This window comes from Halomonas sp. THAF12 (genome assembly GCF_009363675.1).
In the GTDB taxonomy this organism is placed as follows: domain Bacteria; phylum Pseudomonadota; class Gammaproteobacteria; order Pseudomonadales; family Halomonadaceae; genus Halomonas; species Halomonas smyrnensis.
Map to the genome: position 1 here is coordinate 1,635,335 of NZ_CP045399.1, position 12,664 is coordinate 1,647,998.

At 69.1% G+C, this 12,664-nt stretch carries 14 protein-coding genes; 9 read left to right on the forward strand and 5 right to left on the reverse strand.

Going from position 1 to position 12,664, the window contains the following annotated elements:
* Positions 1–133: 133 nt before the first annotated feature.
* The 4 genes from ureG to FIU88_RS07485 all read left to right on the forward strand — a co-directional run bounded on the left by ureG (position 134) and on the right by FIU88_RS07485 (position 3,320).
* Positions 134–769: an urease accessory protein UreG gene (gene ureG, locus FIU88_RS07470; protein WP_152478750.1), complete on the forward strand. Its 636-nt coding sequence runs from the start codon at positions 134–136 to the stop codon at positions 767–769.
* Positions 770–801: 32 nt separating this feature from the next.
* Positions 802–1,395, forward strand: coding sequence for a HupE/UreJ family protein (locus tag FIU88_RS07475; RefSeq protein ID WP_152478751.1), 594 nt, complete (start codon positions 802–804; stop codon positions 1,393–1,395).
* A gap of 184 nt (positions 1,396–1,579) precedes the next feature.
* Positions 1,580–3,004, forward strand: coding sequence for a phospholipase D family protein (locus FIU88_RS07480; protein ID WP_152478752.1), 1,425 nt, complete (start codon positions 1,580–1,582; stop codon positions 3,002–3,004).
* A gap of 88 nt (positions 3,005–3,092) precedes the next feature.
* On the forward strand, positions 3,093–3,320 hold the full coding sequence (locus FIU88_RS07485) for a lipopolysaccharide assembly protein LapA domain-containing protein (RefSeq protein WP_152478753.1): 228 nt from the start codon (positions 3,093–3,095) through the stop codon (positions 3,318–3,320).
* Between the two features lie 27 nt (positions 3,321–3,347).
* On the opposite strand, the gene FIU88_RS07490 is transcribed toward FIU88_RS07485, so the two are convergent.
* The gene (locus FIU88_RS07490) at positions 3,348–4,280 is read right to left on the reverse strand and encodes a YihY/virulence factor BrkB family protein (RefSeq protein WP_253742791.1); all 933 of its coding nucleotides are present in this window, start codon (positions 4,278–4,280) and stop codon (positions 3,348–3,350) included.
* Between the two features lie 110 nt (positions 4,281–4,390).
* On the opposite strand from FIU88_RS07490, the gene apbC reads away from it, so the two are divergent.
* Positions 4,391–5,284 (forward strand): iron-sulfur cluster carrier protein ApbC, encoded by an 894-nt coding sequence (gene apbC, locus FIU88_RS07495; RefSeq protein ID WP_301339550.1) that lies wholly within the window; start codon positions 4,391–4,393, stop codon positions 5,282–5,284.
* A 91-nt stretch (positions 5,285–5,375) separates the two neighbouring features.
* Positions 5,376–5,942, forward strand: a complete 567-nt coding sequence (gene dcd / locus FIU88_RS07500) for a dCTP deaminase (RefSeq protein WP_016854669.1) — start codon at positions 5,376–5,378, stop codon at positions 5,940–5,942.
* Between the two features lie 256 nt (positions 5,943–6,198).
* Here dcd and purN read toward each other — a convergent pair whose 3' ends face one another.
* Entirely contained in the window at positions 6,199–6,939 is a 741-nt protein-coding gene (gene purN, locus FIU88_RS07505) for a phosphoribosylglycinamide formyltransferase (RefSeq protein ID WP_016854670.1), read from the reverse strand.
* A complete protein-coding gene (gene purM / locus FIU88_RS07510; RefSeq protein ID WP_152478754.1) occupies positions 6,936–8,009 on the reverse strand; it encodes a phosphoribosylformylglycinamidine cyclo-ligase in 1,074 nt (357 codons plus the stop codon). Before purM ends, purN begins: the two co-directional genes overlap by 4 nt.
* Positions 8,010–8,150: 141 nt before the next feature.
* Here purM and FIU88_RS07515 point away from each other — a divergent pair, with 141 nt between their 5' ends.
* Together FIU88_RS07515 and hda are read left to right on the forward strand one after the other, a co-directional pair.
* Positions 8,151–9,227 (forward strand): AI-2E family transporter, encoded by a 1,077-nt coding sequence (locus FIU88_RS07515; protein WP_152478755.1) that lies wholly within the window; start codon positions 8,151–8,153, stop codon positions 9,225–9,227.
* Complete coding sequence (gene hda, locus FIU88_RS07520; protein ID WP_016854673.1) at positions 9,224–9,925, forward strand: DnaA regulatory inactivator Hda; 702 nt, start codon at positions 9,224–9,226, stop codon at positions 9,923–9,925. The genes FIU88_RS07515 and hda overlap by 4 nt, the downstream gene beginning before the upstream one ends.
* Before the next feature lie 66 nt (positions 9,926–9,991).
* Here the strand turns inward: hda and FIU88_RS07525 are convergent, their stop codons facing one another.
* Both FIU88_RS07525 and FIU88_RS07530 read right to left on the reverse strand, forming a co-directional pair.
* Positions 9,992–10,588 carry a hypothetical protein gene (locus FIU88_RS07525; protein ID WP_253742793.1) on the reverse strand — a complete coding sequence of 199 codons (597 nt, stop codon included), beginning with the start codon at positions 10,586–10,588 and terminating at the stop codon, positions 9,992–9,994.
* A gap of 111 nt (positions 10,589–10,699) precedes the next feature.
* Complete coding sequence (locus FIU88_RS07530) at positions 10,700–11,068, reverse strand: phasin family protein (protein WP_016854675.1); 369 nt, start codon at positions 11,066–11,068, stop codon at positions 10,700–10,702.
* Between the two features lie 199 nt (positions 11,069–11,267).
* Here FIU88_RS07530 and FIU88_RS07535 point away from each other — a divergent pair, with 199 nt between their 5' ends.
* Complete coding sequence (locus tag FIU88_RS07535; RefSeq protein WP_152478756.1) at positions 11,268–12,647, forward strand: lyase family protein; 1,380 nt, start codon at positions 11,268–11,270, stop codon at positions 12,645–12,647.
* The last annotated feature ends 17 nt before the right edge of the window (positions 12,648–12,664 follow it).

Below are 12,664 nucleotides of genomic sequence, written 5' to 3' on the forward strand. Positions count from 1 at the left end.
AGGCACAGGGATGTGCCGTCTTTCCGACCGCGAGAGGCCGGCCGGAGGGCCAGGGTTTCGGCCGCGTGGCGTGGTGAATCCAGCGCGTCGCCGGCACTGAAAGCAGATTCAGTAATAGTAAGAGGAGAGATACATGACCCATTGCCTGCGTATCGGCGTCGGCGGCCCGGTGGGCTCCGGCAAGACGGCGCTGCTCAAGCAGCTATGCCGGGCCCTGCGTGATCACTACGACATCGCCGTGGTCACCAACGATATCTATACCCGCGAGGACGCCGACTTCCTGACCCGCCACGAGGCGCTGCCGGCGGATCGCATCCTCGGCGTCGAGACCGGCGGCTGCCCGCACACCGCCATCCGCGAGGACGCCTCGATGAACCTCGCGGCCATCGACGACCTCCAGGCGCGCCACCCCGGGCTCGAGCTGGTGCTGGTCGAGTCCGGCGGCGACAACCTGTCGGCGACCTTCAGCCCCGAGCTCTCGGATCTGACGCTGTACGTGATCGACGTCTCCGCCGGCGACAAGATCCCGCGCAAGGGCGGGCCTGGCATCACCAAGTCGGATCTGTTGATCATCAACAAGATCGACATCGCCGAGCAGGTCCACGCCTCGCTCGCGGTGATGGAGCGCGATTCGAAGATGATGCGCGGCGAGCGGCCCTTCGTGTTCACCAACCTGCACGACGGGGTGGGGCTCGAGGAGATCATCGCCTTCATTCTCGACCGCGGCATGCTGCCGGAGCGCCGGGCCCAGCACGCCGACGCCGACTGAATCCCTCTACTCATCACGGCAAGGAGAACGCCATGAACCTCTCGTCCCTCGTTCGCTCGCGCGCCCTGGGCGCCGCCTCCCTGATGTTGGTGGCCGGCAGCGCCTGGGGCCATCCCGGTCACGAGGTCGCCGGCGGCGGCTTCGCGGCGGGCCTCGGCCACCCGCTGTTCGGCCTCGATCACCTGCTGGCGATGCTGGCCGTCGGCCTGTTCAGCGTGCGTCAGTCGGCCGCGATGGGTCGCGTCGTGCCGCTGCTGGCGGTGGGCGGTATGCTGCTCGGCGCCGGCCTGGCCTGGGCCGGCGTGGCGCTTCCGGGCGTGGAGTTCGGCATCGCCATGAGCGTGCTGCTGGCCGGCGTGCTGGTCGCGGCCCTGGCCCGCGTGCCCGCGGCGCTGGGCGGCGTCGCCGTGGTCGCCTTCATGGTCTTCCACGGCCATGCCCACGCCGCCGAGATGCCGCACGGTGCCAGCACCCTGCTGTACCTGGCCGGCTTCAGCCTGGCGACCCTGGGCCTGACCGTTGCCGGCCGCCGCGTCGCCGGCTGGCTGATGACCCGTGAGCAGCGGGTGCTGCGCGGCCTGGGCGCGGCCATCGCCGCCATGGGCGCGCTGTTCGCCATCGGCTGATCGCTCGCCGCAGGATGTCCTCGCGCCCGGCCTCGTGCCGGGCGCGCTGCGTTAGGGCTCTTGTGTCAGGGGCGCTGCGTCGAGGCCGGTCCCACGCTATGCTGGCGTCGATGAGCGGGGCCGATGGTGCCCTCGGTGGCTGCCAGGGAGGCGCGACATGAGACGCGTGACGAGGAGTCGACGGATGTGGTCATGGTGGCTCGGTGGGCTGCTGCTGGCGTGGCTGGCCATGGGCGCCTGGCAGCGCTACAAGCCGCTGCCGGAGGGCGTTGGCCAGGCCCATCCGCTGCGCGTGGCCGAATCGCCGCGGCTGCTGACCGACGAGACCTGGTACGACGCCGCGGGCGAGCGCCATCGTCGCCAGGCGATCTTCGACGAGGCGCTGGCGATGATCGGCCAGGCGCGGCGTCTGGTGGTGGTCGACATGTTCCTGTTCAACGACTTCACCGGGGCGGCCGACGGGGTCGACTTCCGCCCGCTGTCCGAGGAGCTCACCGAGGCGCTGGTCCGTCAGCGGCACCGTCATCCCGAGCTGCGCGCCATCCTGATCACCGATCCGCTGAATACGCTCTACGGCGGGCTCGAGCTCGACCACCTCGAGCGCCTGCGCGACGCCGGCGTGGAGGTGGCGATCACCGATCTGAATCGGCTGCGGGCCTCCAACCCGCTGTGGTCGGGGCTGTGGCATCTGGGGCCACGCTGGCTCGGCAATCAGGCGTCCGCCGGCTGGCTGCCCAATGCCCTGGGGCCGGGGGAGGTCACCCTGCGCAGCTATCTGGCGCTGGCCAACGTCAAGGCCAACCATCGCAAGACGCTGGTGGTGGACCAGGGCGACGGCTGGGCGGGGCTGGTGACCTCGGCCAATCCCCACGATGCCAGCAGCCTGCACGGCAACGTGGCGCTGCGCGTCGAGGGCGCGGCGGCCCTCGATCTGCTGGCCTCGGAGCGCGCGGTGGCGGGCTGGTCCGGCGTCACCGTGCCCGGGCCCGCACCGCCGCCCGCCGAGGACGGCCCGCCCGGCGCCCGCCTGCAGTTGCTGACCGAGGGCGCGATCCGCGATGCGTTGGTCACCGCCGTGGAGCGGGCCGGGGAGGGCGATCGCCTCGACGTGGCGGTGTTCTATCTGGCCCATCGCGAGCTGATCGAGGCGCTGATCGCGGCGCGTCGGCGGGGCGCCGAGGTGCGGGTGCTGCTCGACCCCAACCGCGAGGCCTTCGGCCTCGACAAGGGCGGCATTCCCAATCGGCCGGTGGCCGACGAGCTGGTGGCGGCCGGCATCGCGGTGCGCTGGTGCGCCACCCGCGGCGAGCAGTGCCACACCAAGCTGCTGATGCGCCGGCCCGCCGATGGCGGCGAGGTCGAACTGATCCTGGGCTCGGCCAACTTCACCCGCCGCAACCTCGATGACCTGAACCTGGAAACCAGCGTGCGGCTGCTGGGCCCGCCGAGCCAGCCGGCGCTGGCCGACGCCGAGGCGTTCTTCGCCCGCCGCTGGCACTCCACGCCGGAACGCACCACCAGCCGAGCCTATGCCGCGCCCGATGCCGCCGAGGCGGTGGATCATTGGCGCTACCGGCTGATGGAGGCCACGGGGCTCTCGACCTTCTGATGGGCGGTGGTTCGCCTTGACAGCCTTGTCGAGGCCGACCCACCTTGAAGCAGCCGGCGGCGATCCGCGATCACGAGGGAGACACGACATGGAACGGTTCTGGCTGGGGGTGAAGCTGGTGCTGCTGGCGCTGGTGTTCGTACTGGTCGTGCAGAATCTGAATCTTGTCCAGGTACGCCTGCTGACCTGGAGCGTTTCGGTACCGCTGGCGCTGTTGATCGCGGCTCTCTACCTGCTGGGGATGATCAGCGGGCGCAGCCTGATGGGGCTGGTGCGGCGCCTGCGTGGCCAGCAGGGGCACGCCAAGCACCGCTGAGTCGCCGGAGGTTCGCGCGGTCATCCGCTACTCGACGTGGGTCACCGCCTGATGCCGTGAGTCCAGATGCCACGGCAGGCCCAGGCGGGCGTTGCGCTCCAGCTCGGCGATCACCTGGGCGCCGAGCAGCAGGATGATGGCGCCGACTTCCAGGGTCAGCAGCACCACGATCAGCGTCGCCAGCGAGCCGTAGACGGCGTTGACGAACGACAGATGGGCGAAGTAATAGACCAGCAGCAGGCGGGCGCCCTCCCACAGCAGGGCGGCGACGAAGCCGCCCACCAGGGCGCGCCTGAGCGCCACCTTGACCACCGGCATCACCTTGTAGATGGCGCTGAACAGCAGGAACACGCCGGCGAAGCTGGTCAGGTTCAGCGCCGTGCTCGAGAGCCCCGCCAGGGGCAGCTCCCTGCCCAGCAGCGCCATCCACAGCGTATTGACCGCATCCGCCAGGCTGACCAGCAGCGTCAGGCCCATCAGCCCCGCGCCCAGCACCACCATGAAGGCGTAGGGCATCAGCACCGAGACCCAGGCCGAGCGCCCGACGTGGGTATCGGGCGCGTGGAAGATGATCGCCAGGGCGTCCTCCAGCATGCGAAAGGCGAAGGAGCTGAACACCAGCAGCACCGGCAGGCCCAGAATGCCGATCGCCTCGCGCGAGTCGAGCAGCGAGCGCACGGCGTCGAGCAGCACCTCGGCGTGGGCGGGGGCCAGATGGCGCGCCTGGATCGACAGCAGGGTGAGCAGCTGCTGCTCGTCGACCACCCGCGCGAGCAGGACCACCATCACCGCGAACAGCGGCACCACCGAGAGCAGGATGTTGTAGCCCACGCCGCCGGCCAGCAGGATGCCGCGATTGCGCAGGAAGACGCCGAGCACGCGCCAGACGAAGCTCAGTACCCGCCGGGTGTGGCGGAAGCGGCGAGACGACGAGGTGGCGCTGGCGGGAGGCGGTGTCATGGCGGGGCCGGGTCGAGGAAGTCTGACGGCATGATAGGCCGCTCGACGGCGTTGGCGTCAATCCCGCCGCGGCCGGCGGGTGATCCTGGCTGTCGTTCTCGGGCAGCGAGATGGCATTCACCGGCCGCCGGGACGGCGGGTATACTGATGGCCTGTGCCGCCCGGGCGGCCATCCCAACCGAGGTAAGGAGCAAGTCGTGATCGAAGGGGTCAAGCACATCGTCGCCGTGGCGTCCGGCAAGGGCGGAGTGGGCAAGTCCACCGTCACCGCCAACCTGGCGCTGGCCATGGCCGCCGAGGGCTACCGTGTGGGCGTTCTGGACGCCGATATCCACGGCCCCAGCCAGGCCAAGATGCTCGGTGTCGCCGAGGGCGCACGCCCCGAGGTGGCGGGCGAGAAGACCATGAAGCCGATGCGGGCCCACGGCCTGCAGGTGATGTCCATGGCGTTTTTGATCGATACCCGCGAGCCCACGGTCTGGCGCGGCCCGATGGTCGCCGGCGCCTTCCAGCAGCTGCTGACCCAGACCGTGTGGGACGAGCTGGATGTGCTGTTCGTCGACATGCCCCCGGGCACCGGCGACATCCAGCTGACACTGGCTCAGAAGGTGCCGGTGGACGGCGCGGTGATCGTCACCACGCCCCAGGACATTGCCCTGCTGGACGCGCGCAAGGGCATCGAGATGTTCCGCAAGGTCAACGTGCCGGTGTTCGGCGTGGTGGAGAACATGAGCCTGCACGTCTGCTCGAGCTGCGGTCACAGCGAGCCGATCTTCGGCGAGGGCGGCGGCGAGCGCATCGCCGAAGAATACGACACCCGCGTGCTGGGCCAGCTGCCGCTGACGCTGTCGATCCGCGAGCAGGCCGACGGCGGCGCGCCCACCGTGGTCGCCGAGCCGGACGGCGAGGTCACCGCCAGCTTCCGCGCCATGGCCCGTCAGGTGGCCGAGCAGCTCGAGGGCGCCTCGTCCGACACGGGCCCGGCGATCTCGTTCAGCGACTGAGCCCGCCGGCGGCGAGAACCGTGACGCCCGCTCCCGGGGCCGCTATCATGGCGGCCCCTATTCGTTTCGATTCCACCCAGCAGGACGACCCATGAGCATCAAATCCGACCACTGGATCCGCCGCATGGCCGAGCGGGAAGGCATGATCGAGCCTTTCGAGGCCGACCAGGTGCGCTATGTGAACGACCGGCGGGTGATCTCCTACGGGACGTCCAGCTACGGCTACGACGTGCGCTGCGCCGATGAATTCAAGGTGTTCACCAACATCCACTCGGCGGTGGTGGACCCCAAGGGCTTCGACGACAACAGCTTCGTCGACGTCAAGGGCGACGTCTGCGTGATCCCGCCCAATTCCTTCGCCCTGGCGCGCACCGTGGAGTACTTCCGCATTCCGCGCAGCGTGCTGACCATCTGCCTCGGCAAGTCGACCTATGCCCGCTGCGGCATCATCGTCAACGTCACGCCACTGGAGCCGGAGTGGGAAGGGCACGTGACCCTGGAGTTCTCCAACACCACCAACCTGCCGGCCAAGATCTACGCCAACGAGGGCGTGGCCCAGATGCTGTTCCTGGAGTCCGACGAGGTCTGCGCGACCTCCTACAAGGACCGCGGCGGCAAGTATATGGGGCAGAGAGGCGTGACCCTGCCGCGCACCTGAGCACCGGTTAGACGGAAAGCGCCGAGCGACAAGCGCCGAGCTACAAGCGCCGAGCTACAAGCGCCGAGCTAAAAGCGCCGAGCTAAAAGCGCCGAGCTAAAAGCGCCGAGCTAAAAGCGCCGAGCTAAAAGCGCCGAGCTAAAAGCGCCGAGCTAAAAGCGCCGAGCTAAAAGCGCCGAGCTAAAAGAAACCCCCGAAGGTCGAGCCTTCGGGGGTTTCTGTTTCTCTGGGCGATATCAGGCTATCGACTGGCAGCTTACTCCTCGATATCCTCGTCCAGCTCCTCGGCCGCGTCGGCGTGGGACATGCGCAGGCCCTGTTCCGGCAGCGGCATGCCGTCGAAGCGGGCGCCGCCTTCGCCGAACTGCAGGCGACCCTCCAGGCACCACTTCACGGCGATCGGGTAGATCAGGTGCTCGCGGGCGTGGACCTTGTCCTTGAGGCTTTCCTCGGTCTCGCCGTCGGCAACCTCGACCGCCGCCTGGAGCAGCACCGGGCCGCCGTCGAGCTCTTCGGTGACGTAGTGCACGCTGCAGCCGTGCTCGGCGACGCCGTCGGCCAGCGCCCGGGCGTGGGTGTGCAGGCCCTGGTAGGCCGGCAGCAGGGACGGATGGATGTTGATCAGCCGGCCCAGGAAACGCTGCACGAAGCGCGGCGTCAGGATGCGCATGAAGCCGGCCAGCACCACCAGGTCGGGCTCGTGACGCTCGATGACCTTGATCAGGGCGCCGTCGTAGGCCTCGCGGCTGTCGTATTCGCGATGGGGCAGGGCGACGGCGTCGATGCCGGCCTCGCGGGCGCGCTGCAGGCCGTAGGCGTCGGCCTGGTTGGAGATCACCGCGACGATCTCGCCGCCCAGGCGGTCGTGGACCTGCTCGTCGATCAGCGCCTGGAGGTTGCTGCCGTTGCCGGAGATCAGCACCACCACCCGCCGAGCCTCGGCGGGCTCGGGGGTGAAGTCCTGCAGGGTATCGCTGCTGTAGTCGTTCTCGCTCATCCCTTCAGGTTCTCCAGCTGGACGACCTCCTCGCCGTCACCGCGGGCGACGATCTCGCCGATGCGGTAGACCGTCTCACCGAGGCCCTGCAGGTGGGCGCGGGCCTGGTCGGCCTTGTCGGCCGGCACCGCGATGACCATGCCGATGCCGCAGTTGAGCACGCGGTACATCTCGTTTTCCTCGACGTTGCCCTGCTGCTGCAGCCAGTCGAAGACCGCCGGGCGTTCCCAGCTGGCCACGTCGACGCGGGCGGCGGCGCCCTCGGGCAGCACGCGCGGCAGGTTCTCGGTCAGGCCGCCGCCGGTGATGTGCGACAGGGCGTGCACCGGCACGTCGGTTTCCTTGATCAGCGACAGCAGCGGCTTGACATAGATGCGCGTCGGCGCGAGCAGCGCCTCGCCCAGTGGCTTGCCGTCGATGGCGGTGTCCAGGGAGGCGTCGGAGACCTCGAGGATCTTGCGGATCAGCGAGTAGCCGTTGGAGTGGGGGCCGGAGGAGGCCATGCCCAGCAGCACGTCGCCCTCGGCGACCTGGCTGCCGTCGAGGATCTCGTCCTTCTCGACCACGCCGACGCAGAAACCGGCCAGGTCGTAGTCGTTGCCCTCGTACATGCCGGGCATCTCGGCGGTCTCGCCGCCCACCAGGGCGCAGCCGGCCTGCTCGCAGCCGGTGCCGATGCCGCTCACCACGTCGGCGGCGATGTCCACGTCGAGCTTGCCCGTGGCATAGTAGTCGAGAAACATCAGCGGCTCGGCGCCGGCCACCACCAGATCGTTGACGCACATCGCCACCAGGTCGATGCCGATGGTGTCGTGGCAGCCCAGGTCCATGGCCAGGCGCAGCTTGGTGCCGACACCGTCGGTGCCGGTGACCAGCACCGGCTCGCGGTAGCCGCTGGGCAGCTGGCACAGGGCGCCGAAGCCGCCCAGGTCGCCCATCACCTCGGGGCGGCTGGTGCGCTTGGCGACGCCCTTGATGCGGTCGACCAGCGCGTTGCCGGCATCGATGTCGACGCCGGCGTCCTTGTAGCTGAGGGAGGCGCCGCTCGGGCGGTTGGTGGAATCGGTCATGGCCTGTCCTGTATGAACATTGCGGTCAATAATGCCCTTGGCGCTGTCGGCGCCGCCGGGCTGGGCAAGATGGGGCGTGAATTGTAGCATCACGGCGCACGGCTCGCACCGCCGTGCCGGGCATCACACAGGGAGAGCGAGATGCGCAGACAGGGGTGGGTCCTGGCCGTCACGGCGGCGCTGGGGCTGTGGTTCTTCATCAGCATCGAACCGGTGCTGATGCCGTTTTTCATCAGCGCGGTGCTGGCCTATCTCGGCGATCCGCTGGCCGACCGGCTGGAGGAGAAGGGGCTGTCGCGGCGGCTGTCGGTGTCGCTGGTGTTCCTGCTGCTGACGCTCGTCATCGTGCTGACGCTGCTGCTGGTGATTCCGCTGCTGGGCCGCCAGATCGGCCAGCTGGCCCAGCTGCTGCCGACGGCCCTGGACTGGGTGCAGGCCACGGTGCTGCCCGAGATCCGCCGCCTGACCGGCATCGATCTGGGCACCGACTTCGACCAGCTGCGCCGGGCGCTGCTCGACAACTGGCGCGAGACGGGCACCGTGGCCGCGACCCTGCTGGCCAAGGTGTCCCAGTCGGGTCTGGCGCTGGCGGCCTGGGTCGGCAATCTGGCGCTGATTCCGGTGGTGACCTTCTATCTGCTGCTCGACTGGGACGTGCTGGTGGCCAAGCTGCGTGGGTCGCTGCCGCGCCAGTGGGAGCCGGCGGCGGCGCGCCTGGGCGGCGAGTGTGACGAGGTGCTGTCGGCCTTCCTGCGCGGCCAGCTGATCGTGATGCTGTGTCTGGGCGTCATCTATGCCGTCGGCCTGACCCTGCTGGGACTCAAGTTCGGGCTGCTGATCGGCCTGCTGTCGGGGCTGGCCAGCATCGTGCCCTATCTCGGGGTGATCGTCGGCATCGGCGTCGCCGGCCTGGTGGCCTTCTTCCAGTTCGGCGACTGGCTGATGCTGCTGGCCGTGGCCGGGGTCTTCGGCTTCGGCCAGCTGGTCGAGAGCACCGTGCTGCAGCCCAAGCTGCTCGGCGACAAGATCGGCCTGCATCCGGTGGCGGTGATCTTCGCCGTGCTGGCCGGCGGCCAGCTGTTCGGCTTCACCGGCATCCTGCTGGCGCTGCCGGTGGCCGCCGTGGTGATGGTGGTGTTGCGTTATCTTCACGAGCATTATAAAAACAGCACACTTTATGACGCGGGACGCAGCCCCCAGGACGAGGAGTCAACATGAGTCGAGCACCCGCGCAGCTCCCGCTGGGCGTGGGGCTGCGTGACGACGCCACCTTCGCCAACTTCCATCCCGGCCCCAGCGCCACCCTGGTCGATCGACTGAAGCGGCAGCTGGACGACGACGGCGAGCCCTTCCTCTATCTGTGGGGCGGCGAGGGCGTGGGCCGCAGCCACCTGCTGCAGGCCGCCTGTCACGCCGCCTCGGATCGCGACCGTCGCGCGCTCTACCTGCCGCTGGAGGAGCTCGGTCACTTTCCGCCGCTGATGCTGGAGGAAGTGGAGCGGCTCGATCTGGTCGCCATCGATGACATCGACCGCGTGGTGGGGCGAAAGCGCTGGGAGGAGGCGCTGTTCCACGCCTTCAATCGCCTGCGCGACGAGGGCAAGCGGCTGGTGATCGCCGCCGAGGCGCCGCCGCGTCAGCTGGCGGTGAAGCTGCCCGACCTGGCCTCGCGGCTGACCTGGGGCATGACCTTCCACGTGCAGGGCCTGGGCGACGATGATCGACTGGCCGCCCTGCAGCTGCGGGCGCGGGTGCGCGGCATGCAGCTGCCGGACGAGGTGGCGCGCTATATTCTGCACCGCGGCCCGCGCAAGCTCGATGCGCTGTTCGACGCGCTGGAAACCCTCGACCAGGCCTCGCTCTCGGCCCAGCGCAAGCTGACCATACCGTTCGTCAAGCAGGCGCTGGGCTGGTAGTCCGCGCCGGCTCGCCCGGGCCGGCGTTCCTGGCTTGTTTTCTCGGCGCCTCGCCTGGCGTCCCTCTCAGCGGCTCAGCTGCACCTCGTGACGCCGGCCGTCGGAGAGTGACACCTGGTGGATGATCACCCGGCGTTGGCCGCTCGCGGGATCGACCACGCTGCTCGAGACATAGAAGCTGCCGGACGGCAGGTCGCGCAGCACGAAGTAGCCGTCGCCGTCGGTGCGGGTGGTGTGGGTGTAGGCCCGGGCCCGCGGATCGGCGGGCTCCACCGCGCGTCCGGCCAGCGCCTGTTCGGCGGCCTCGGCGGAGTAGGTGGTGATCGGCGCCACCGAGACGGTCTCGCCGCGGCCGACCACGGTGCCCGAGGCGGTGTTCAGGGTCAGCCGGCCGCTGAGCGCGGCGCTGCCGGTCTTCTCCAGGGCGGCGTATTCGTCGGCGGGGAAGGACACCTGACGCGGCACGCGGCCCCGGGACGTCGTTGCCGTGCCGGGGGCCTCGCCGCCGATGTCGATCACCTCGGCGGGGCCGCGTCGCGTGGCGCCGTCGGGCGGCAGCAGCTGGCAGCCGGTGAGGATCAGGCCCGTCAGGATGGGCAGACCGGCGGATCGCAGGGCGCGTGTCGCCACGCGGTTCATCGTACTGGTCGTCGCACTCTTCATCGCACTCTCCCGTGAGGGTTGGCCCTGTGCGGGGAAGAGCTTAACGCATATGCACAACGAAAGGGCCACCGCCGATGGCGGTGGCCCCGAGAGACTGCCTGGACCGCTGGGCTACTTGGCGGCCTTGGTCGCGGTCTCGGTGGCCTGCTTGACGTTCTCTTCGGTCAGCTTCTGGCTCTGCTGGACGAAGTCCTGCTGCAGGGAGACGACCTTCTCGGCGTCGCCCTTCATGCGCTCGGTCAGGTCCTTGGCGACCTTCTGCTGGCCTTCCATGTAGCTGCGCAGGCCTTCGGCATCCTTGACGTCGAGCAGGGCGCGAAGCTGGGCCATGCCGGTTTCGGTATAGGCGCGGCCGGCCTCGAGCTGGGCGTTGGTCAGCTTCTCGGCGTAGTCCACGGACAGGCTGGCATAGGCGCGGGCCGGGCCGAAGAACATGGATTCGAACTGTTCGGTGAACTGCTTGGTATCGAAGTTTTGCATCGTCTTCGCCTCCTGTGATGGCGCACGTTGCGAAGGCCTGGGCTGGATGCCGCCGCCTTCTCTCCTCTGTTGCAATGCACAATAGCAGCGCCTTTTGTGCAGTGCAACATCCTCGATTCGACTTTTCGGCCCGTCGGCGTCTTGCAAGCCGGCGGGTGCGCCACCATGGTTACAGGAGACCATCAGCCAGGAGGCGAACATGAGCGAGCACCGCATCGAGCGCGACAGCATGGGCGAACTGGAGGTCCCGGCCGATGCCCTCTACGGCGCCCAGACCCAGCGGGCGGTGAACAACTTCCCGGTATCCGGCCAGGCGATGCCCACGGGCTTCATTCATGCCATCGCCCGCATCAAGCTGGCGGCGGCCCGGGTCAATCGCGACCTGGGGCTGCTGGACGCGGCCCGGGCCGAGGCCATCGAGGCGGCCGCCGAGGCGGTGATCGCCGGCGACCACGACGACCAGTTCCCGGTGGATGTCTTCCAGACCGGCTCCGGCACCTCCAGCAACATGAACGTCAACGAGGTGATCGCCCACCTGGCCAGCCGCGACGGCCTGGACGTGGGGCCCAACGACCACGTCAACATGGGCCAGTCGAGTAACGACGTCGTTCCCACCGCGCTGCATCTCTCGGCGGCGCTGGGCGTGGCCTGCGAGCTGCGTCCGGCGCTGGTGCACCTGCGCGGCACCATCGACGTGCGCGCCGAGGCGTTGGACGACGTGGTCAAGACCGGCCGTACCCACCTGATGGATGCCATGCCGCTGCGACTGAGCCAGGAGCTCGGCGGCTGGTCGAGCCAGGTCGGCCAGGCCATCGAGCGCCTCGACGATGCCATGGGGCGACTGTGCCGGCTGGCCCAGGGCGGCACCGCGGTGGGCACCGGCATCAACGCTCATCCCGAGTTCGCCAGCCGGATGGCCCAGGAGCTTGGCCGGCAGACCGGGCTGTCGCTTTCGCCCAATGACAGCTTCTTCGCCAGCCTCGGCAGTCAGGATGCGGCGGTGGAGCTGTCCGGCCAGCTCAAGGCGCTGGCCTGCACGATCATGAAGATCGCCAACGACCTGCGCTGGATGAACTCCGGGCCGCTGGCGGGGCTCGGCGAGATCGAGCTCGAGGCGCTGCAGCCGGGCAGCTCGATCATGCCGGGCAAGGTCAATCCGGTGATTCCCGAGTCGGCCGCCCAGGCCGCCGCCCAGGTGATCGGCCACGATGCCGCGGTGACGGTGGCGGGGCAGAGCGGCAACTTCCAGCTCAACGTCATGCTGCCGCTGGTGGCGTACAACCTGCTGGATTCGATCACCCTGATGCGCAACGCCGCCTGGCTGCTGGCCGACCGCGCCATCGCCACCTTCAAGGTGCGCGAGGATCACCTGAGCGAGCCGCTGTCGCGCAATCCGATCCTGGTGACCGCGCTGAACTCGGTGATCGGCTACGACGCCGCGGCGGCCATCGCCAAGAAGGCCTACCAGGCGGGGCGGCCGATCATCGATGTGGCCGACGAGGAGACCGATCTCGGCCGCGAGGAGCTCGAGCGGCTGCTGGATCCGGCCGGGCTCACCCGAGGCGGCATCCCGGGCTAGGCCTCGGCGAGATGGCC